19 protein-coding genes are annotated in these 20,594 nt (G+C 36.5%); 9 read left to right on the forward strand and 10 right to left on the reverse strand.

Going from position 1 to position 20,594, the window contains the following annotated elements:
* Positions 1 to 214: 214 nt before the first annotated feature.
* Positions 215 to 811: a TetR/AcrR family transcriptional regulator gene (locus AB8P06_RS20090; RefSeq protein WP_369844349.1), complete on the reverse strand. Its 597-nt coding sequence runs from the start codon at positions 809 to 811 to the stop codon at positions 215 to 217.
* 155 nt (positions 812 to 966) lie between these two features.
* On the opposite strand from AB8P06_RS20090, the gene AB8P06_RS20095 reads away from it, so the two are divergent.
* Entirely contained in the window at positions 967 to 1,521 is a 555-nt protein-coding gene (locus AB8P06_RS20095) for a thioredoxin family protein (protein ID WP_369844351.1), read from the forward strand.
* A 291-nt stretch (positions 1,522 to 1,812) separates the two neighbouring features.
* Here AB8P06_RS20095 and AB8P06_RS20100 read toward each other — a convergent pair whose 3' ends face one another.
* The gene (locus AB8P06_RS20100) at positions 1,813 to 2,676 is read right to left on the reverse strand and encodes an AraC family transcriptional regulator (RefSeq protein ID WP_369844353.1); all 864 of its coding nucleotides are present in this window, start codon (positions 2,674 to 2,676) and stop codon (positions 1,813 to 1,815) included.
* 121 nt (positions 2,677 to 2,797) lie between these two features.
* On the opposite strand from AB8P06_RS20100, the gene AB8P06_RS20105 reads away from it, so the two are divergent.
* From AB8P06_RS20105 to AB8P06_RS20115, 3 genes are read left to right on the forward strand one after another with little or no spacing between them, the layout of a single operon-like run.
* The gene (locus AB8P06_RS20105; protein WP_369844355.1) at positions 2,798 to 4,027 is read left to right on the forward strand and encodes an MFS transporter; all 1,230 of its coding nucleotides are present in this window, start codon (positions 2,798 to 2,800) and stop codon (positions 4,025 to 4,027) included.
* Positions 4,028 to 5,509 carry a trehalase family glycosidase gene (locus AB8P06_RS20110; RefSeq protein WP_369844356.1) on the forward strand — a complete coding sequence of 494 codons (1,482 nt, stop codon included), beginning with the start codon at positions 4,028 to 4,030 and terminating at the stop codon, positions 5,507 to 5,509.
* A 12-nt stretch (positions 5,510 to 5,521) separates the two neighbouring features.
* Complete coding sequence (locus AB8P06_RS20115) at positions 5,522 to 7,966, forward strand: TonB-dependent receptor (protein ID WP_369844358.1); 2,445 nt, start codon at positions 5,522 to 5,524, stop codon at positions 7,964 to 7,966.
* Positions 7,967 to 8,180: 214 nt separating this feature from the next.
* Here the strand turns inward: AB8P06_RS20115 and AB8P06_RS20120 are convergent, their stop codons facing one another.
* Entirely contained in the window at positions 8,181 to 8,819 is a 639-nt protein-coding gene (locus AB8P06_RS20120; protein ID WP_369844360.1) for an MBL fold metallo-hydrolase, read from the reverse strand.
* A 71-nt stretch (positions 8,820 to 8,890) separates the two neighbouring features.
* Between AB8P06_RS20120 and AB8P06_RS20125 the strand changes: the two genes are divergently transcribed.
* Positions 8,891 to 10,102 carry a type IX secretion system plug protein gene (locus tag AB8P06_RS20125; RefSeq protein WP_369844362.1) on the forward strand — a complete coding sequence of 404 codons (1,212 nt, stop codon included), beginning with the start codon at positions 8,891 to 8,893 and terminating at the stop codon, positions 10,100 to 10,102.
* 140 nt (positions 10,103 to 10,242) lie between these two features.
* Here AB8P06_RS20125 and AB8P06_RS20130 read toward each other — a convergent pair whose 3' ends face one another.
* The 4 genes from AB8P06_RS20130 to AB8P06_RS20145 form a co-directional block, all read right to left on the reverse strand.
* Positions 10,243 to 10,503: a hypothetical protein gene (locus tag AB8P06_RS20130; protein ID WP_369844364.1), complete on the reverse strand. Its 261-nt coding sequence runs from the start codon at positions 10,501 to 10,503 to the stop codon at positions 10,243 to 10,245.
* On the reverse strand, positions 10,500 to 10,730 hold the full coding sequence (locus AB8P06_RS20135; RefSeq protein WP_369844366.1) for a hypothetical protein: 231 nt from the start codon (positions 10,728 to 10,730) through the stop codon (positions 10,500 to 10,502). The genes AB8P06_RS20130 and AB8P06_RS20135 overlap by 4 nt, the downstream gene beginning before the upstream one ends.
* Before the next feature lie 258 nt (positions 10,731 to 10,988).
* Entirely contained in the window at positions 10,989 to 12,041 is a 1,053-nt protein-coding gene (gene hemH, locus AB8P06_RS20140; protein ID WP_369844368.1) for a ferrochelatase, read from the reverse strand.
* A 29-nt stretch (positions 12,042 to 12,070) separates the two neighbouring features.
* Positions 12,071 to 12,949: a NifU family protein gene (locus AB8P06_RS20145; protein ID WP_369844370.1), complete on the reverse strand. Its 879-nt coding sequence runs from the start codon at positions 12,947 to 12,949 to the stop codon at positions 12,071 to 12,073.
* Positions 12,950 to 13,100: 151 nt separating this feature from the next.
* Between AB8P06_RS20145 and AB8P06_RS20150 the strand changes: the two genes are divergently transcribed.
* Positions 13,101 to 13,616 carry a gamma carbonic anhydrase family protein gene (locus AB8P06_RS20150; protein WP_369844371.1) on the forward strand — a complete coding sequence of 172 codons (516 nt, stop codon included), beginning with the start codon at positions 13,101 to 13,103 and terminating at the stop codon, positions 13,614 to 13,616.
* Positions 13,617 to 13,866: 250 nt separating this feature from the next.
* Here AB8P06_RS20150 and AB8P06_RS20155 read toward each other — a convergent pair whose 3' ends face one another.
* Complete coding sequence (locus AB8P06_RS20155; protein ID WP_369844372.1) at positions 13,867 to 14,310, reverse strand: hypothetical protein; 444 nt, start codon at positions 14,308 to 14,310, stop codon at positions 13,867 to 13,869.
* An 83-nt stretch (positions 14,311 to 14,393) separates the two neighbouring features.
* On the opposite strand from AB8P06_RS20155, the gene AB8P06_RS20160 reads away from it, so the two are divergent.
* Positions 14,394 to 16,520: a helix-turn-helix domain-containing protein gene (locus AB8P06_RS20160; protein WP_369844373.1), complete on the forward strand. Its 2,127-nt coding sequence runs from the start codon at positions 14,394 to 14,396 to the stop codon at positions 16,518 to 16,520.
* Positions 16,521 to 16,580: 60 nt separating this feature from the next.
* Here the strand turns inward: AB8P06_RS20160 and AB8P06_RS20165 are convergent, their stop codons facing one another.
* A complete protein-coding gene (locus tag AB8P06_RS20165) occupies positions 16,581 to 17,018 on the reverse strand; it encodes a hypothetical protein (RefSeq protein ID WP_369844374.1) in 438 nt (145 codons plus the stop codon).
* Positions 17,019 to 17,221: 203 nt separating this feature from the next.
* Here AB8P06_RS20165 and AB8P06_RS20170 point away from each other — a divergent pair, with 203 nt between their 5' ends.
* Positions 17,222 to 18,229 carry an LLM class flavin-dependent oxidoreductase gene (locus tag AB8P06_RS20170; RefSeq protein WP_369844376.1) on the forward strand — a complete coding sequence of 336 codons (1,008 nt, stop codon included), beginning with the start codon at positions 17,222 to 17,224 and terminating at the stop codon, positions 18,227 to 18,229.
* Positions 18,230 to 18,294: 65 nt separating this feature from the next.
* A complete protein-coding gene (gene ribB / locus AB8P06_RS20175; protein WP_369844378.1) occupies positions 18,295 to 19,416 on the forward strand; it encodes a 3,4-dihydroxy-2-butanone-4-phosphate synthase in 1,122 nt (373 codons plus the stop codon).
* A 120-nt stretch (positions 19,417 to 19,536) separates the two neighbouring features.
* Here ribB and fmt read toward each other — a convergent pair whose 3' ends face one another.
* On the reverse strand, positions 19,537 to 20,484 hold the full coding sequence (fmt, locus tag AB8P06_RS20180; protein WP_369844380.1) for a methionyl-tRNA formyltransferase: 948 nt from the start codon (positions 20,482 to 20,484) through the stop codon (positions 19,537 to 19,539).
* Positions 20,485 to 20,594: the final 110 nt, after the last annotated feature.

Here is a 20,594-nt window from a genome sequence, read left to right on the forward strand (position 1 = left end):
AATAGTTAATGTTTTTAAATGTTGGTTTAGGTATATATAAAATGAGGTGTGTGTTATTTTTTCTAACAGTGTTAATGATAAAGAATGAAATCTTAAGAAATTACGATCTTATTTTGTGATCAGATTCTTGTTTTTATTTGTTTTTTTGTTGAATATTTTTAATATATTCTATGTTATTTTTCCTAACGGTGTTAATTTCAGGTTCAAAAAAAATTTACAAAGATTTAACAAAGGCAGAAACCGTTTCGTCTAAAGTTGTTTTATTCATGGTAGAAGGGATATCATCATTTCGCATCATCATAATAGAAATTAAACCATGTACTGCCGAAAACAAAGCATGAGACATATGACAGGCATTGTCCGGATTTGATCCGTTTTTCTTGATAATTTCGTAGGTACAATCATAAATCAGGTCCTGAAAAGATGAAAATTCTTCTTTCATTAATCCTTTACCGCTGCATTGCATTCCCAAACCAAACATCAGCTGGTAATATTCTTTATTCTTAAAAGCAAACTTCCAGTAAGTATCCACAATTGCAATCAACTGCTCTTCCGGAGTGTCATGCTTTTTCTGAGCTTTCAGTAATTCTATATGTAAACAATGGAAACCATTTAATGAAATTTCATATAAAATAGCTTCTTTGTTTTCAAAATAATCATAAACTACAGGAGCACTATACTCAATAGCATCTGCTATTTTACGTATAGAAAGTGAAGCCCAGCCGTCTGTTTTAGCCAAAGTAAAAGCCGCCTGCAAGATATTTGCACGGATGGATTCCTTTTCTCTTTGACGTCGTTCATGTAAACCCATGATATTTTTTTACTAACAGTGTTAGCAAAACTACAAAGATTAACTAATATCTTCCAAATAATATTTAAACTTTAACATTTAACTCAACTTTATAACAACCTGAATTGCCAGTCATAAAAGAAGTTTTATCTTTGCTGATAAAGAAAATAAAGGATATGAATACGCCCTCCAATATGTTGGCATTAGGAACAAAAGCTCCGTTTTTTGAGCTTCCTAACCCGTCGAAAACTAACGAAATTCAGTCATTGGATGATCTGAAAGGAGAAAAAGGAACTCTGGTTATTTTTATGTGTAACCACTGTCCGTTTGTACTTCACGTGATTGATAAGCTTAATGAGCTTTACGAAGATTACCAGGAAAAAGGAATAGAATTTATTGCGATCAACGCGAATGATGTTGAAAAATATCCTGCAGATGCTCCGGAAAAAATGATTGAATTCCAGATTGAAAGAAATTTTGATTTCCCTTATCTGTATGATGAAAGCCAGGCGGTTGCAAAAGCTTATGATGCTGCATGTACACCGGATTTTTATTTCTTTGATGAAAAGCTTGACCTTATTTACAGAGGCCAGATGGATGATTCAAGACCTGGAAACAATAAAGATGTGACCGGTGAAGATCTGATCATTGCTTTTGAAAACCTTTTGTTGGGAGAACCTCAGGAAGAAATCCAGAGACCAAGCATGGGCTGCAATATCAAATGGAAATAATATCAATACATTGAGAGTTGAAGGTTATCAGTTGATAGCCTTTGCCTGCTGATATAAATAAGCTGTTTAATTTTTTTAGACAGTTTATTTTTTTCTTATAGCTTCCTGATTACATAGATTTTTATAACGCAAACATCTGCCAGATCTGCTCAATCTGCGAGAGTATAAACATACACAAGTGTTTGTACTTGTTTTTTTGACCAATTGCCACCCAATCAGTAGAATATTTTAACATAAATAAGTATTGGAAATATCAAGCATTAAAGCTAACCTCAGCTAAAATTTCAAAATCTACACACTCACCTTATTATGTGAGAAATTCTTAATAAACTCCGAAGGAGTTTTCTCCGTATACTTTTTAAACATCCGGTTAAAATAAGTCACATTATTAAAACCACAGCTGTAACTGCATTCCGAGATCGCCTTATCCTGAGCCATTAATAAACAGGCTTTATTGATGCGGTACCGGTTGACAAATTCAGTAAACGTAATCTGAGTGGCTTTCTTGAAGAAATTGCAAAACGCAGGTAAGGTAAGATTAGCCAGCTGAGCCACATCTTCTATATTAATATCCTTCTCATAATGGTTTTCTACGTAAGTGAAAATATTTTCAAGCCGCGTCTTATTTTTAGAAATAATCGTGTAAGGCATAATCTCATTATTAAGAAGCCTGTAATCTTTACGTGTGGAAAGGTCAAAAATAACTTCCAGAAGCAGAAGATATCTTTTGTAACCTTCATATTCCAACATCTTTCTTAATTTTGGGAGCAATGCTTTTTTAGTAGCTGTACTAAATAGAATACCATATTTGGATAATTCAAGAAGGTTTTTAATAGATCTTGCCTCCACTTCTTCCTGAGGAAACTGCAGGATTTCTTCTTTGAACTGCAATACAATCTCTTCATGCGGATCAATCGAGTTGAGACCGAATCCGGAATGGGGAATATTCGAACCGATAAGCACCAGGTCACCATCAGAATAATTACTTTTATGATAACCTACATGTCTGGTTCCGCTCCCGGAAACAATACATACCAGCTCAATTTCCGGATGGTAATGGTACTCCCATTTGAATTCCGAAATAGGGGCATCATTATGTAAGGTACGAAAAGAGCTCTTTTCATCGGCAATTACCCTTTCAAAACTAACTTTCATTCAATTAACAATATTTCTGCTCTAAAAATAATAATTATATTAATATAGTTCAAATATTGATTTACTGTGTTAAATTAACGTTAAGCTAAATGCTTCTATCTTAGCCGCAAAGAAATTGTTAATGAGAAATTTCAACATCCGGGCAATCTTATTTTTAAACTATTTTGTTTTTGCGATTCTGCTCAATTCTGTAGGAACGGTTATTCTTCAGGTGCAGCAGAATTTCGGAATTTCAAAATCATCAGCAAGCGTTCTGGAAGGATTCAAAGATCTTCCGATTGCAATCTGTTCGTTTATTTTAGCCTCATTTTTACCGAAGATAGGAATCAAAAATTCAATGCTGATTGCGTTGTTTCTGGTAAGCTGTATGTGCTTTGTGATGCCTTTTTCAAATGATTTCTGGTTTTTTAAATTATTGTTTGCCATTGTAGGAGTTTCATTCGCGCTGATAAAAATTTCAGTTTTTACCTCTATTGGGCTGGTTACCAAAACAGATAAAGAGCACTCCAGCTTTATGGGATTTTTAGAAGGTTTTTTTATGATTGGGGTACTGGCAGGAAATGTATTGTTCAGTTTATTTATCGATGATCATAATCCGAAGTCTACCCATTGGCTAAATGTTTATTGGGTATTGGGCGGACTTTCCTCATTATCTTTCCTCTTTCTTTTCTTTTCGAAACTGAATGAAAAAGAAGCCAGAAGTGAGAAAACCGATCTGTTGGGCGACCTTAAAAACAGTGTAAGCTTATTCAGCTATAAAAAAGTACTGTTCTTTTTATTGTGTGCATTCCTTTTTGTGTTGGTAGAACAAAGCTTTCAAACCTGGACCCCGACTTTTTACAAGGAAATACTGAAGGTACCGACTTCTATGAGTATTCAGGCCGGAGCAGTTCTGGCGGGTGCTTTTGCCCTGGGCAGGTTTTTATCCGGTTTTTTCTCCAAAAAATTCAGCTGGATTTATGTGGTTTCCTTCTGTGTTGTGGGATTTGCTGTCAGTATTTTATTGGTATTGCCTTTAACGCATAATACCCGCATTGATGGAAATACCGGCTGGCTGAATGCTCCGCTTGTAGTCTATTTATTTCCATTGATGGGTGGATTACTGGCTCCTATTTATCCGAGTATCAATTCAGTGATCCTGGCTTCGATACCGAAATATCTGCATAGTGCCATGTCTGGGCTCATCGTAGTTTTTTCAGCCATCGGCGGAACGATAGGTTCGATTATCACTGGTTTTGTATTCCAGGAATTCAGTGGTCAGAGAGCGTTTTATCTTTCGCTGATCCCGCTTTCCTTATTGGTTATATCGGCAGTTATCATGAATAAATTAAAAATAAATCCTAAAAAATAAATGAATACACAGCTTTATATCAAGGACATTCAGGCCCTTTTTGATGATGTTCAAAGATCAGAAATTTTTGAAGATCAGAAAATGATGACAGATGCGGTGCCTTTATTTTCCATATCCGAGATTAATGGGAAGTATGAAAAGGAAAAACATGAAAAGGATTTTGACTTAAAAGATTTCGTGCTTTCAAATTTTGATTTTTTAGGAGCGAAAATATCAATTCAGAGAGAAGATCAGTTGCCCATACAGGAGCATATCGAAAAACTCTGGGATGAGCTTACCCGTACTGCTTATGAAGAAAAAGGAACACTTTTGAAACTTCCGAAACCTTATGTGGTTCCCGGCGGACGCTTCAATGAGTTTTTCTATTGGGACAGCTATTTTATTATGATTGGATTACAGGTTTCAGGAAGAACGGAGATGATGGAGAATATTGTTGAGAACTGTTCTTACCTTATTCAGAATGTAGGATTTGTGCCGAATGCCAGCAGGACACATTTCCTGAGCCGTTCACAGCCACCTTATTTTTCTTTAATGCTTGATCTGCTTTTTGAAACCACAAATGATGAAGAAGTGTACAGCAGGTATCATGATACTTTGGAAAAAGAATATGCATTCTGGATGGATGGCGAAAAAGAGCTGGAGAACGGTTCCTGTACAAAAAGAGTTGTTAAAACTCAACACGGGGATATCCTGAACCGCTATTATGATGCGGAAAATACACCTCGCCCGGAAAGTTATTTAATTGATATCGAAGACAGCGAAAATGCTTCCGGAGAAGAGTTTTACAGGAATATAAGAAGTGCATGCGAATCGGGCTGGGATTTTTCTTCCCGGTGGTTTGCCAACGGAAATACAATACAGACGATAGAAACACTGAACCTTGCTGAGGTAGATTTGAACTGTCTTTTATGGCATCTCGAAAAAACATTGGCAAAATCATCAGCACTTCTAAATCTTTCAGATAAAGAAAATTATTATACCCAAAGAGCAGCAACCAGAAAACAGATAATCAACACTTATTTTTGGGATGAAAATACCGGAATTTATAAAGATTATCACACAAAAAAACACAAAAACACACCTTCTGAACATATTGCTGCTCTTTACCCTTTATTCCTTGGTTTGGCCGATCAGGAACAGGCAAGAGCCGTATCTGAAACCATTGCCGAAAAATTCCTGTATAAAGGCGGTCTGGTAACCACTACAAAAGAATCGGGACAGCAATGGGACCTGCCCAATGCCTGGGCACCTTACCAATGGCTTGGGTTTGTGGCAATGAAAAACTACGGATTCACCCAACTGGCAGATGAAATAAAAAATAACTGGTGCTCTAATGTCGAGAGAGTCTATCACAATACCGGTAAATTAATGGAGAAATATAATGCTGTAGATACCGCAACGATTGCCGGAGGAGGAGAATACCCGAATCAGGATGGATTTGGATGGACAAACGGAGTCTATTTAAAACTTAAACAAAATTAAAATCATACAGCTATGAAAAGTAAATCAATCTTCTTAATTGCCGGCATTGCAACGCTTTATTTCAATAATGCGTATGCCCAGGAAACCGTTCAGGATTCCACAAGAATGGCATCGATTGACCAGGTAGTTATTACCGGAAACTCAAATCCTAAAAAGAAAATAGAATCAAGTACGGCAATTTCTACATTCAGTGCCAAAGAAATCCAGAAGCAGAATCCGATAAGTGCTGCAGCATTATTGCAGAGAGTTCCGGGGTTTGCGGTGGAAACTTCAGGTGGGGAAGTGGGAAACAACCTTTTTGCAAGAGGAATTCCTTCTGCGGGAGCCTATGAATTTGTACAGGTTCAGGAAGATGGCCTTCCGGTTTTTGAAGACGGAGCCTTACAGTTTGCCAATGCAGATAATTTTTTCCGTGTAGATAATTCAGTGAACAGGCTTGAAGCTTTGAGAGGAGGCTCGGGATCTATTTATGCGAATAATTCTCCGGGTGGTCTGATCAACTTTATTACAAGAGAAGGGACGAATGATTTCAGAGGAACAGCCAAGTTGGAAACCAGTACTTACGGATTGATGCGGACTGATCTGAATGTTGGAGGAGCCCTGATTCAGGATAAATTATTTTTCAATGTGGGCGGGTTTTACAGAACAGACAGTGGAATCAGAAAAACAGGTTTTAAAGCGAATAATGGCGGACAAATCAGAATGAATCTGAAATATGTCTTCGATAAAGGCTATGCAAAAGTATACTACAAAAAACTGGATGACAGAAATACATTCTACCTTCCGATTCCTTTGATACAGAACGGAAATGATTTAAAAGAGTTTCCGGGTTTTGATGCCAATTACGGGACATACAGCTACAGAACGATCAGTCAGCTGAATATTCCACAAGTGGGAGGCGGGTTTTTCAACCGGAATTTAGAAGACGGGATTCATCCGAAAGTTGATGTTTTAGGTGCCGAATTCAAATATGATCTTGGAAATAATTTCTCCGTGTTAAATAAAACAAGATATACCGATATCAATATGAATTATACGGGCATATTCCCGGCAGGCGGACCTCAGCTTGCTGCAGATTTTGCCAATGCCAATGGAATAACCGGAAGTAATTACCGTTATTCTTTAGTCGGTAGCGGAGCACTGGTAAATCCTCAGTATGTACAGAAATTAGGTTTCTGGGCCATTGATAAGCAAATGAATAATTTTGTGAATGACTTACAGTTCAATTATAAATTTGATAAAGGAAATGTGACGGCAGGTTTCTATAAATCTAATTGGAAATCCCATCAGTACTGGAACTGGAGTAATATTCTTACTACGGCTACCGACCGCCCTCAATTGCTGAATCTTGTAGATACTTCTCTTAACCCGACAGATGTCGGATATTCTAAAACCTACAACGGAGTGACAGATATGTCTTTCTTAATAAGAGATTCCCAAATTCAGGGGAGCTTGAATGATGTGTATCTGAATTTAGATTATAATATCACTGAAGATTTAAGCTTCAATGGCGGAATCCGCTACAGCCGTGATTTCTATAAAGGATATGCCGTAAATACCACAACCTCCAATCTTGATAATTCAGGATTGACTACAGACGGGACACACAGCTTTGCAACGACCACGGCAGATGATAATATGGCAGTGCTTGGAAACCGGTACACCTACTGGAATTATGATGTGGATAAAGTATCTTATACTGTAGCATCAAACTATAAAATCAATAAGGAAAATGCAGTGTATGCACGATTTTCTCATGGTTTCAGATCTCCGAACGAAGAAGCATACTATAACAATATCGGGAGTTTAAATAAAATAGAACCGGTATCTACCAACCAGCTGGAAATCGGATACAAATATTATACACGTACTTTTGATATCGGGGTGATTCCTTTTTATTCCACATTGAAAAATCTTTCGTTTACCGATGTATTCTCTGACGGAACTTCAGAAAATAAATTTGCCAACACCACAAACCTTGGGGTAGAAATTGAAGGTTTTGCAAGGGTATTCAACAACTTGCTTGAAGTGACCTTCAACGGAACTTTCCAGAATCCGAAATATAAAAACTTCACCGGTACCAATGCAGACGGAAGCACATTTGATTATGACGGCAACCAGGTAAGAAGAATCCCGAAATTCTATTTTAATATTTCACCTGCCGTAAATATTACCAAACAATGGCGGGCATACATAAGCTATAACTACTATGGTAAACGTTTCCAGGATGAAGCGAATAAAGATAACAATACTTTGCCTTCATTCAGTGAATTCGGTGCAGGAACTTCCTATCAGTTAGGAAAAATCCGGTTTGCCATTGACGGAACGAATATCTTCAATACAATCGGGATTACTGAAGGAGATCCAAGATCACCATTAACAGGAACCGGAGATATCAGAATGGCAAGGCCGATTATGGGAGCCACCGTAAGAGGATCAATCACTCTGGATTTCTAAACACAAATTTCTTGATAACAAACAAAAACCGTCGGATCTTTTTCTGACGGTTTTGTTTTATTTAAATGCTTAATCTGTTCTTCAAAGGAATTTCAGTTAAGGAATGGATAAATATCAAATAAGTATGTTTTATTATTTAGATCTTCATGAAATAAAAATCAGCCAATAACATCCACCTCAATTAACCTTTCAACTGTCAACTCTGACCTCTCAACTAATTAAGAAAAGGATTATACTGTTTTTCAAATCCGATCGTAGTAGGATTCCCGTGTCCTGAGAAAACCTGGGTCTCATCATCCAGAATAAAAAGCTTTGTTTTGATCCCATCGATAAGCTGTTCGTAGTTTCCTTTATACAGATCTGTTCTTCCGATGCTTCCTTCAAAAAGCACATCTCCTGAAATCATGAACTTCTGATTTTCATTATGGTACACGACACTTCCCGGAGAATGTCCCGGAACATGATAAATTCTGAATTTTTCACCGTCAAGATCAAGCTCGTCACCTTCATTAATATATTCAATATCAACTTTTACAGGACTAATATTCATCCCGAATCTGATTCCGCTTGCCTGCAGCATATCCAGAACTTCCTGGTCTTCTTTGTGCATAGTCACAGGTACTTTAAAGGTATCGAAAGCCCACTGCAAACCAAAAACATGATCAATATGGGCATGAGTCAAAAGAATTTTCTGAATTTTTAACCCGTTTTCAGTGATAAAGTTATGAATGGCCTGAGTTTCCTGTCCGTTCATATTTCCCGGATCGATCAGCCAGGCATTTTTATTTTCGTTATAAAGGATGTAGGTATTTTCGCTTGCAAAATTGAATACGAAGCCTTGTATCTGAAGCATATGGAGAATATTTTTTTATCAAAAATACGATATTATAAAGAAAATGACGATTTTTCGTTATCTTCGTCATAATGAAAACTTTGCGAATATTTTTACTTTCTTTAAGCGGATTGGTTTTTGGGCAAAACATCCAAAGTATACAGCTATTCAATCCTCAGACCAATGATGAGACACCGGTGATCAATTTTAACCAGACCCTGGTGCTGAGTTTTGACGATCTTACCAATTCCAGCGAGATTTACAGGTACACCTTAAAACATTATGACAGAAACTGGAATGATGATAATCTTTTCTTTACGGAATTTGCGAATGGAAGCTTAAACGGTCTGCTGGATAAATTCCAGTATTCGTTTAACACTTTGCAGGCCTATACTCATTATACCTTAACGTTTCCGAATGAGAAAATGCAGCCTAAGATTTCCGGGAATTTTGAGCTGATCGTCTATAAAGATTCAGCTGATAAGCCGCTTTTCAAAAAAAGGTTTTTCCTGGTAGAAGACAATGCTACGCTGGCTTTAAATGTTTCAAGAATAGCAGATTCAAAAAATCCGAATGTAAATCAGAGAGTAGAAGTGCAGGCTGTTTCCAAAACCGGGGATTTGTCTTCCAATGTAAATTCAATGAGTTTAAACGTAATGCAGAATAATAATTTCAATGTTGCGGTTAATAATCTGAAGGCAAGTACCACATTAGGAAATAAATTGCTTTTCCAGCAAATGAATCTTACGTTTCCCGGGAATAATGAATTTTATTACTTCGACAATAAAAATATGGATATGGCAGCGGATATGGTTCGTGCGACGGAAATAAAAGACGGAATAAACCAGACCTATCTGCATGCGGTTTGGGCATATCCTTTAAATTATCAGTATCAGCCCGATGTAAACGGTGCGTGGTATTACAGAAGGAATGATCTTGGTCTTGAAAGAAATGCGGAAAGGGAAGCCGATTATTCGTGGGTATATTTTTCATTAGATTCCGATCCTCTGGATAAAGAAATTTATGTACTGGGCGGATTTAATAATTTCAAAGCATCCAAAGAAAACCAGATGCAATATGACGCTGCCAACAAACAATATGTAGCTAAAATATTTTTAAAGCAGGGTTTCTATAATTATATCCTCGCAACAAAAGAAAGCAACGGAGCTCTGAATTTCGGAGAAATCAACGGAAATTTCTGGCAGACTGAAAACCTGTATCAGGCGTTCCTGTATTATGCACCATTCGGAAGAAATTATGATGGTCTTATGGGATATGGGGAATTCAGGACACCTGTAAAATAGAGCAGTTATTAGAAAAGCTTATAAGAAATGTAAATTTAAAACCTTATAGGTTTAAGAAACCTATAAGGTTTGTTGTTGCACAAAGGCAACTTAATATATAATAATAGTCTAAGCCTTAAACTCTGAACTTAATACTAAATTCAGCTTAATTCTTTAAAAATTGCAGTTACCAGTAGGCTTTCATTATTTTCAACGATATAATGAATGTGAACCGGAAAATTCTGCATAGCCATCTGCCCGAGTTTTATTTCCTGCATCTCCGGATTTTCCAGGATCTGACTGACAGATTTTTTAAGGTCGTCGAGGAAATCGATTCCCTTATTTTCTTTTTCCGCATTGAAAACCCTCATCAGTAACCTTATGTCATTTTTTGCAATGGAGGACAGAAATACTTTCATCATGCAAAACTCTTTTTCAGCTCAGAAATGTTTTCATAAAAATCAAGCCTTGTCTTTGGATTCTCCGTATGGAACTGAATTCTGTACAAAACTTCATCAAGCTGAAACTGTGGAATAGAAGATTGATTCTGAATTTCGAAACTTTCTACTATTCTTGCAAAAGACTCCAGTAACTCAGGAGTAAAATTTTCAATCTTACGTTTTAAAATTTCGACGGTAGTACTCATCATTATTATTTTTTAAGGTTAATAATGTTTTTTGATGGGGTAAAGTTATGAAAAATAATTAATTTTTGAGTTTTATTTTTAAAATAATAGGGGTTATTGTTATTTTATTGTATTTATTTTGGTTTTATAGGTGTAAATTAAGGGGTGTGTCTTGAATTTATTTATTTTAAAGAGTTGGAGATTCTCTGTAATGAAAATTCATTTCAATACATAAAAAAGCCTTCATCGTAAAATGAAGGCCGATATATATATATGTTTTGATTAAACCAGATAGAAGTCGTTCAATTTTTCCTCACATAAGGTTTTTACCACTTCAATCCATCGGTCTTCATCATTTAAACAAGGAATGTAATGGAAGTTTTCTCCACCGCCATGTAAGAATTGCTCTTTCCCTTCAACAGAGATCTCTTCTAATGTTTCCAGACAATCTGAAACGAAAGCAGGACATACAATAGCCAGGTTTTTGACTCCTTTTTTAGGAATCGTTTCCAGAGTTTCATCAGTATAAGGCTCAATCCATTTATCTTTTCCTAATCTTGACTGGAAAGAAACGATTGTTTTTTCTTTCGGTAAGCCCATTTTTGCAATGACAGATTCTGTGGTTTTATAACACTGATGTCTGTAGCAATAGGCATTATGAGTATCTACTTTGCTGTTGATACAATTTGCATCATCAATTTTGCAGGTTTTTGAGGGATCGGTTTTATAAATATGTCTTTCGGGAACTCCGTGGAAAGAGAACTGTAAAGCATCAAAATTTTCAGGAAGCTTTTCTTTAATGCTTTCTGCAAGGCAATTGATGTAGATCTCTCTGTCGTAGAACGGTTGTATATAATTAATCTTGATATCCGGAAACTTCTTTTTCCTTACCTCTTCAGCCTGCTCAATCACTGTTTCAGTCGTACTCATCGCATATTGCGGATACAATGGAAACAGGACGATCTCAGAAACACCTTTGTCAACCAGTTTCTGAATTCCGGCTTCAATGCTTGGCTGTGCATACCTCATTCCGATTTCTACGGGAACATCCACAAGCTTCTGAAGTTTTTGCTGAATTTTTTCGGTGATGACGATTAATGGTGATCCCTGATCTGTCCATACCGTTTTATAGGCTTCCGCAGATTTTGCAGGTCTGGTATTTAAAATAATCCCACGTACCAGAAGTGCGCGGAAGATCCACCGGTAATCAATTACCCTTTCATCCATCAGGAACTCATCCAGATATTCCTTTACATCATTTACGGCTGTAGATCTTGGTGATCCGAGATTGACTAATAAAATTCCTTTTTTTGAATTTCGGGATTCGTTCTGCAAAATTTTCTTTTTAAATTAATAACCGTCGATTATCCGTTAACTGCCTCCACTTTCTCTACCAGATCCGGAACGAACTGTTTTAAAATGTTTTCAATTCCGTTTTTTAAAGTAGCTGTAGAGCTTGGGCATCCTGAGCATGCTCCCTGTAAAAGCATTTTTGCTGTTTTATGTTCCTGGTCGTATTCCATTAAAGAGATTTTTCCTCCATCATTTTCTACTGCCGGAGCAACATATTCATTCAGGATATCGGAGATTTTTTGTTCATCATCCGTATATTCCCTGTTAATGATCTTTTCCACAGGATTTTCATGCTTCTGGGCTTCAATATTTGAAATTTCACCACCGTTTTGTAAATATTCGGCGATCAAAGCACGAACAGCCATCATCACCTGATGCCATTCCACAGAATTATCTCTGGTTACCGCCACAAAATTATCGGAAATAAAAACCTCCTTAGCAAAATCAAACTCTTTAAAAATAGCCTGTGCCAAAGGAACTCCTTCTGCTTCATCTCTTGATTTTACCTCCACGAAACCTTCCAGTAATAATTTATTGGAAACAAATTTCATTACATTAGGATTAGGCGTCATCTCAGCATAAATCTGATACATTTCCTTTTTCTTCTGAAGATAAATTCTCGGATTCGCAAGAAGTTCGTCCTCAATTACATTTTTCAGGCTTTCAGCTACATGTTCCCATTCCATAGTGTCCTGCTTGGCAACCGCTACAAAATTGGCAGTAATAAAAATCCTTTCTACAAAAGGGTAATTGAAAAGTTCCTGGGCAATAGGAATTTCCGAGATATCTGAATTTCTGTCCAACTCTAAAGATCCCGGAATCAAATTATAATCCGCTACAAATTTCATCACTTTTGGGTTTTCTGTTGGTTCTATAAGAATCGTACGCATTTTTTCGTTAAATTTGAGATACAAAAATACGCATTAGAAGTTAGAAGTTAGAGATAACGAGTTAGATTTTCGCTATCACTGTAATTTAAAATGGTGAAGGCAGGATTTAATTTTCAAATTAACTCATTTTCAAATTCTCAAATTAAAAAATATGGCACTTGTAAGAGAACTTTTAGGGAAAACACCGCAAATCGGTGAAAATACTTTTTTGGCAGAAACGGCAACGATCATTGGTGATGTTACCATGGGAAAAGATTGCAGCATTTGGTATAATGCAGTGATAAGAGGCGATGTTAATTATATCAGAATGGGAGATAAGGTGAATGTTCAGGATAATGTCATGCTCCACTGTACGTACGAAAAATATCCTCTGGTGATTGGAAATAATGTTTCCATCGGGCATAATGCAATCGTTCACGGGTGTACGATTCAGGATAATGTACTGATCGGTATGGGGGCAATTGTAATGGATGACTGCCTGGTAGAAGAAAACTCAATCGTTGGTGCCGGTTCGGTCGTTACCCAGGGAACTCATATCAAATCCGGTGAGGTTTGGGGCGGCGTTCCTGCAAGGAAAATCAAAGATATCAATTCCCAGTTACTGGAAGGAGAAGTCAACAGAATTGCTGATAATTATGTGAAATACTCTTCGTGGTATAAAGGATAGAAACTAGAGGTTAAAAGTTATGAATTATGAATTATGAGTTATGAGTTAGAAGTTTGTGGAAGTTTTAATTACTGGATAATTGACGATTCACTTGCGAAGCAAATTCACCATTAACTATTCACCTTCACGATTGACCTATTCATGATTGACAATCTCAGCTCTTGACATAAAAAAATCTCCTTCTCAGCAGAGGGAGATTTTGTTTTTCCTTAGTGATAAACTCCTTTGAGTTTAGAATGTGTATTTATGATCAGGGATAAGTAACTTCTGCTTTTCCGTCATTACATTTTATTCCTGTAGGTTCCGCGATCATTGCGCAGTCCGAAACAATAGAATATTTCTTGTTAAATTCTGCTTCTTTACTATTATAATCTTCTATTTTCGGAAGAATTGTAGTTTCCAGTTTCTTAGGATAAGCAATATAGGTTTTAGGTCCGCCACAGGCTTTTGATCCCATTGGTGACGTTTTCCAGTCATCAGGATTGGTACAGGTTTCCTGGGCGATCTCCTTTTCGATTTCAGATCTCAGTTTTTCCAATTGAGTCTCATCATATTTCTGGCTATTTTCATCAACAGGTCTTTCGGAGATGTCTTTGGGTAAATTGGTATTGACGTTTTTTGTCGTATTACAGGAAACCAATGCAAATGCAGTACATAATGCAAAAACCGGAATCTGTAAGCGTAAATATTTCATATAAACTTTTTTTCTTTTCAATAATTTTCAAAACTTATGCCAAGATAAAAATTTTTAGATTGATTTCCGTAATTTTGACAGCGATGAACAATCATTTTTTTGACTTAATAGAGCATACCAACAGAAGTGTTTTTCTTACAGGAAAGGCAGGAACAGGTAAAACAACTTTCCTGAATGATTTTGTAAAGAAAACAAGAAAGAAACATATCGTACTGGCTCCTACCGGGATTGCAGCGATTAATGCAGGCGGAGTTACCATTCATTCCATGTTTGGATTGCCGTTAAGAACTTTTTTACCGACCACAGACCGTATAGACGGAAGTTTGGCAAATAATATTGCCGATCTGATGCCGCATTTCAAATACAGAAAAGATAAACTCAAACTTTTAAGAGAAGTTGAGGTCATCATCATTGATGAGGTTTCCATGCTGAGAGCCGATGTACTGGATATGATGGATTTTTCTTTACGGTTTATCAGAAGGAACAATCAACGGTTCGGTGGAGCTCAGATGTTATTCATTGGTGATCTGTACCAGCTTCCGCCGGTGGTAAGAGATGAGCATATTTTAAAATTATGCTATCAGTCACCTTTCTTTTTTGACAGTCTTGCGATAAAAGACATTCCGATTATTACGATCGAGCTGACAAAAGTATACAGACAGTCTGATGAAGAATTCCTGGATATTTTGAATGCAATCCGGGATGGAGATGTTGCCAACATCGATTTTGATCATCTTAATGAAAGGTATGATCCCGATTTTGAAACGGGAACAGAATCTTACGTTTACCTGTGTTCACACAATAAAATGGCGGATGAGATCAACCAGGAGAAACTGGCAGAAATAAAAGTTGATCCTGCAACCTACGAAGCTAAGCTATTTGGAGAATTTAAAGAAAACCAATTTCCGAACGAGCAGTTTTTAGAATTAAAAATAGGAGCTCAGATTATGTTTATCCGGAATGATATTTCTCCGGAGAAAAAATATTTCAACGGAAAATTGGGTGAGATTGTAGCGCTGGATGAAAATGAAATCAGGGTTGTTCTCGACGGAAGCGAAAGGGAAATCGTTGTAAAAAGAGAAGTCTGGGAGCAGAAAAAATATTTCCTTGATACCGATAAAAACATTAAAGAAGAGGTATTGGGAAGTTTCGAGCAGTTTCCGATAAAACTGGCCTGGGCAGTTACAATTCATAAAAGTCAGGGACTTACGTTTGATAAAGTGATCATTGATGCCGGGAAAAGTTTTACAGCCGGTCAGGTATATGTCGCATTATCGCGTTGCCGTACACTGGAAGGGATTGTTCTGAAATCTAAAATTACACCTGAAGTTATTTTTAAAGACAACAGGATCTTGCAGTTCCAGGGAGCTACTATTGCGAACGATAATGTTGAAACAATTTTAAACCAGGAGAAATACGATTACAGTATCAGAAAGGTACTTCGCACACTTGATTCAAGATGGTTTTTGCATGAAGTGGAAGAATGGAATAAACTTTCAGTCACTACAAAAAGTATTGACACCGTTAAAACCCATCAGCTTTATATCCAGTTAAAGCACGAGGTGACCCAATTGGGTAAAATATTTGAAAAGCTGGAAAAGATTTTATTTCAGAAAGTGACCCTGTTTATCAGTAACCAGGAAGAATGGTCTGAGATTGAAAGCAAAGCAAAAGGAGCTGTTAATTTCTTCTTTACCGGAATCAGGGATAAGGTTTTTAATCCCTTGAAGGAATTTTATTCAGAAATAAAAGGAACGAAAGGTTTAAAGCAATACAACGAAGAATTTAGAGTCTGGCTGGAAGATATCGAAGAATACCTGAACAGCTTAAAAGATATTCATCTTTTGGAAACTAAGCTTTTAGATGAGAAGAACGATAAGGAAGTCAGTATGAAAGTTGCTAAAGTTCCGTCACAGGTTCTTACCTTCCAGTTATTTGAACAGGGAAAAACCATTGCTGAAATTGCACTGGAAAGAGGATTGGTGAAGGAAACAGTAATCGGGCATCTGGCCAAATTTGCAGAACAGGGATTGCTGGATATTTCAAGAGTGATTACTTCGGATAAGATCAAAGCTTTTGAATTGGAATTCAATAAAAATCCGCACGAAACCCTTTCGGAATGGAAGGCTGCATTACCCAATGAATTTGAATTTAATGAAATCAGGATTTTGATTAACCATTATAATTATAAGAAAAATAAAGGGAACTGATGTTTTGAAAAAAGCTTTTAATAGTTAATTGGAAAATCAATTATCAAAAGCTTTTTACTTCTATTTATTCAATAAATCCTGATTGATTCTATAGCCGACAATTTTAATGACACCATTTTCTTTTCTCATTGAAAAGGTCTCCTGTGTTATACCCATTCCTCTTTTAACATCATAGATCAGTACATATTCACTTCGCGGGTTGGTTCCTTTGGCAACAAAAGTTTCCCATTTCACAAGATTATATTCTATAATCGGACCTACCTCAGTTTGAGAAACGGTATTCATTTTGTCAAGCATTTCCTTAGGAGTTACTTCAAAAAATTTATCACTAAACAGACTGTAGATTTGATCATAATTAGCTCCGTATCTCAATTCCCAATAGAATTTCTTTGATATTTTTTCTGCGTCATTCTTATCAGATTCTCTGTTTGAAAAAGTCTGATTAAATGAACAGCCGATTAAAAGAAATGAAATAATAAGCAGGTAAATTTTTTTCATTTTAAATATTATTTTCTAGGAAAATATAGTTTTGTTTGATTTGCAAATAAAGTATAATTCGGTCTACAAAAAAAATAAGGAAGATTAAAATTTTTTTAATAGTTTTTTCCCCACAACACTTATCAGACTTATCAATTACAAAAAGTAACTAATGCGATTTATTAGTCTTACATTTGTTTGGTTTTAAACCTAAAATTTAAAATATGAAAAATTTTGAAATATCGGTGTTGGATCTTGCCCCTGTAAAACAAGGAAAGACGATTCACGATAGCTTTCAGGACAGTTTATCTTTAGCAAACCATACTGAAAATTTAAATTATAAAAGATTCTGGCTTGCGGAGCACCATAATATGGAAAGTATCGCCAGTTCTGCAACCTCCGTACTGATCGGTTTTATCGCCAACGGAACAAAAAAAATAAGAGTCGGTTCCGGTGGAATTATGCTTCCGAATCACAGCTCTTTAATTGTAGCCGAGCAATTCGGAACGTTGGAATCCCTTTTTCCGGGAAGAATTGATCTGGGATTAGGACGTGCTCCCGGAACAGATGGTTTGACGGCTCAGGCGCTAGGAAGGAATCCTGCTATCATTAATGAACAGTTTCCAAGACAGATCCTTGAGCTTCAAAAATATTTTTCTAAAGAAAATTCGGATGCTTTAGTACGTGCGATTCCCGGTGAAGGACTGGATATTCCACTTTATATCTTGGGATCAAGTACAGACAGTGCATGGTTAGCTGCAGAGCTTGGTTTACCTTATGCTTTTGCGGGACATTTTGCACCTGAACAAATGGAATTGGCTTTCAATATTTACAGGGAACATTTTGAACCTTCAAAACAACTGGCACAACCTTATATTCTGGCTTGTGTCAACGCAATTGCAGCCGAAACTTCAGAAGAAGCCCACAAACTTTCCACGACGTTGTTCCAGGCATTTATTAATATTGTAAGGAATGACAGAAAACCTTTCGCACCACCTGTAGATGATATGGATGATATCTGGTCACCGATGGAAAAAGCTGCTGTTTTACAAAAACTGAGATACAGTTTTATCGGAGATCAGTCTGAGATTGAAGAGAAGCTAAAAAGCTTCCAGGAAAGATTTAATGTGGATGAACTGATCATTAATTCTCACATTTACGATCATCAGAAAAGACTGGATTCTTATGATATCATCAGAAAGGCTGCAGACTCCTTGTTCAGTGCACAATAAACCGTTTATATTAATTGGCAGATGCTTATTTTTATGAGTATCTTTGCAAAAATTTAAAGTAAAAAATGTCTGATATTAAATTAAATACTATTCCTGAGGCTATTGAAGACCTTAAAAATGGTAAAATAATCATAGTAGTAGATGATGAAGACAGAGAAAACGAAGGTGATTTTCTTTGTGCAGCTGAATTAACCACTCCTGAGCTTATCAATTTTATGGCTGTTCACGGAAGAGGGCTGATCTGTATGCCGCTTCCTGAAAAAAGATGTGATGAGCTTGGCCTTGATATCATGGTAAGCAGAAGCAGTGATCCTAAAGAAACAGCTTTTACCGTTTCTGTAGACCTTCTTGGAAATGGTACTTCTACAGGTATTTCTGCAGGAGACAGAGCCAAAACGATTCGTGCTTTGATGGATGAAAAATCAAAACCTACCGATTTTATGAGACCGGGACATATTTTCCCGCTTCGTGCTAAAAAAGGAGGCGTTTTAAAAAGAGCCGGCCATACGGAAGCTGCTATTGACCTTACGCATTTGGCAGGATTAAAAGAAGGTGGAGTGATTTGTGAAATCATGAATGAAGATGGTACAATGTCCCGTTTGCCGGATTTGTATGCCTTTGCCCAGAAACACGATATGAAGATTGTTTCCATTGAAGACCTGATTCATTATCAGCTTAAAAAAGGAAACCTTATCGACAGGCTTGAAGAAAGAAAAGTGAAAACTTATTACGGTGAATTTGATTTTTACGCTTTCAGAGAGACTTCTAATGAACAAATCCATTTTGCACTGGTAAAAGGAACATGGACTGTTGATGAGCCTGTTTTGGTGAGGGTACAGTCTTCGGATTCTTATTTTGATGTTCTGACAAGATTAAATAACGGTGAAAAGCCTTTATTAGAGAAAGTAACCAATATGATCAATGAAGAAGGAAAAGGAGTCGTTATTTTCATTAATAATGTTTCCAATTCTGAAAATACATTGAGAAAATTACAGCAGTTCCTGAATTATCAGGACGGACAGGAAAGACATCCCACTTTGGCTTATAATTACAGGGATTATGGGATCGGAACTCAGATTTTAAAGAATCTTGGAATCAATAAATTTAAAGTGATCACTCAAAACCCGAACATCAAACCTCAGGTTGGTGGATATGATGTGGAAGTGACCGAGATGGTTCAATTATAAAATGTGAATAGTGAATGGTCAGTTTGCTTGCAGATGAATTTTTGTAATACTAAGAATTGATAATGAAATGAATTCACAATTGACCATTCACTTCGACGAAATAAAAATGGCCTGATTTGATCAGGCCATTTTTATTTCGTCGAAATTTCTAAATCCATTCAGAAAATCTTTGATATTCATTCTTTTTTTTCCTTCCAATTGTAATTCTAAAGGAAAATAGATTCCGTCCTTCGTATAGATTTTAAAATCATTTTTTGAAATTTCTAAAGTGCCTGCTGTTTGGGCATGATCTGAAATTTCAAATTTTCCACCGAATATTTTCAATCCTTTTTCTTCTTCACCTATTTTCAAAGTAGTGAAAGCTGCAGGATAGGGAGACATTCCAAGAATAAACTGATGGACTTCCTTTGAACTTTTTGTCCAGTCTATCCGGGTATCTTCTTTAAATATTTTATACGCATTTTTAGGGTGTTCAACCTGTGGCTGAGGTTTTTCCTGAATGGAATTTTCTGCAAGCCCGTCAAGTGTTTTTACGACTAATTTTGAACCCATTTCCATGAGCCTGTCATGAAGGCTTCCTGCATTTTCATCGGGTAAAATTTCCAGCTCTTCCTGAAGCAGAATATTCCCTTCATCTATTTTCTCGTTAATAAAGAAAGTCGTTGCACCTGTTTTTTCTTCTCCATTGATCACTGCATAATTAATCGGAGCAGCTCCCCTGTAGTCGGGAAGTAAAGATGCGTGAAGGTTGAATGTTCCCATTTTAGGCATCTCAAAAAGGATTTTAGGCATCATTCTGAATGCGACTACAATGAAAACATCGGCGTCCAGCTTTCTAAGCTCTTCTAAAAATTCAGGATCTCTGAGTTTCTCGGGTTGAAAAACAGGAAGGTTATGTTCTACGGCAAATACTTTTACAGGAGACTGATTTATTTTCTGGCCACGTCCGCTCGCCTTATCAGCAACGGTTACAACGCCTACTACTTCATGATGTGATTGATGAACGGCTTCCAGTGAGGTTTTTGCAAACTCGGGAGTCCCTAAAAAAACGACTTTCAATGATTTCATGGTGCAAAGATAGGAGTCTTTTAGATTATTAAAAGATTAAAAGATTAAAAGATTAAAAGATTAAAAGATTAAAAGATTAAAAGATTAAAAGATTAAAAGATTAAAAGATT

It is taken from the genome of Chryseobacterium tongliaonense (assembly GCF_041224435.1).
GTDB lineage: Bacteria > Bacteroidota > Bacteroidia > Flavobacteriales > Weeksellaceae > Chryseobacterium > Chryseobacterium tongliaoense.

Bases quoted from the DNA above. Each gene is read 5' to 3' on its own strand.
- ribB (WP_369844378.1), top strand. From the start codon at position 18,295: ATGTCTGATATTAAATTAAATACTATTCCTGAGGCTATTGAAGACCTT.
- AB8P06_RS20120 (WP_369844360.1), bottom strand. From the start codon at position 8,819: ATGCTTCAGATACAAGGCTTCGTATTCAATTTTGCAAGCGAAAATACC.
- fmt (WP_369844380.1), bottom strand. From the start codon at position 20,484: ATGAAATCATTGAAAGTCGTTTTTTTAGGGACTCCCGAGTTTGCAAAA.
- AB8P06_RS20150 (WP_369844371.1), top strand. From the start codon at position 13,101: ATGGCACTTGTAAGAGAACTTTTAGGGAAAACACCGCAAATCGGTGAA.
- AB8P06_RS20115 (WP_369844358.1), top strand. From the start codon at position 5,522: ATGAAAAGTAAATCAATCTTCTTAATTGCCGGCATTGCAACGCTTTAT.
- AB8P06_RS20125 (WP_369844362.1), top strand. From the start codon at position 8,891: ATGAAAACTTTGCGAATATTTTTACTTTCTTTAAGCGGATTGGTTTTT.
- AB8P06_RS20135 (WP_369844366.1), bottom strand. From the start codon at position 10,730: ATGATGAGTACTACCGTCGAAATTTTAAAACGTAAGATTGAAAATTTT.
- AB8P06_RS20155 (WP_369844372.1), bottom strand. From the start codon at position 14,310: ATGAAATATTTACGCTTACAGATTCCGGTTTTTGCATTATGTACTGCA.
- AB8P06_RS20165 (WP_369844374.1), bottom strand. From the start codon at position 17,018: ATGAAAAAAATTTACCTGCTTATTATTTCATTTCTTTTAATCGGCTGT.
- AB8P06_RS20105 (WP_369844355.1), top strand. From the start codon at position 2,798: ATGAGAAATTTCAACATCCGGGCAATCTTATTTTTAAACTATTTTGTT.
- AB8P06_RS20170 (WP_369844376.1), top strand. From the start codon at position 17,222: ATGAAAAATTTTGAAATATCGGTGTTGGATCTTGCCCCTGTAAAACAA.
- AB8P06_RS20100 (WP_369844353.1), bottom strand. From the start codon at position 2,676: ATGAAAGTTAGTTTTGAAAGGGTAATTGCCGATGAAAAGAGCTCTTTT.
- AB8P06_RS20145 (WP_369844370.1), bottom strand. From the start codon at position 12,949: ATGCGTACGATTCTTATAGAACCAACAGAAAACCCAAAAGTGATGAAA.
- AB8P06_RS20110 (WP_369844356.1), top strand. From the start codon at position 4,028: ATGAATACACAGCTTTATATCAAGGACATTCAGGCCCTTTTTGATGAT.
- AB8P06_RS20090 (WP_369844349.1), bottom strand. From the start codon at position 811: ATGGGTTTACATGAACGACGTCAAAGAGAAAAGGAATCCATCCGTGCA.
- AB8P06_RS20130 (WP_369844364.1), bottom strand. From the start codon at position 10,503: ATGATGAAAGTATTTCTGTCCTCCATTGCAAAAAATGACATAAGGTTA.
- AB8P06_RS20160 (WP_369844373.1), top strand. From the start codon at position 14,394: ATGAACAATCATTTTTTTGACTTAATAGAGCATACCAACAGAAGTGTT.
- AB8P06_RS20095 (WP_369844351.1), top strand. From the start codon at position 967: ATGAATACGCCCTCCAATATGTTGGCATTAGGAACAAAAGCTCCGTTT.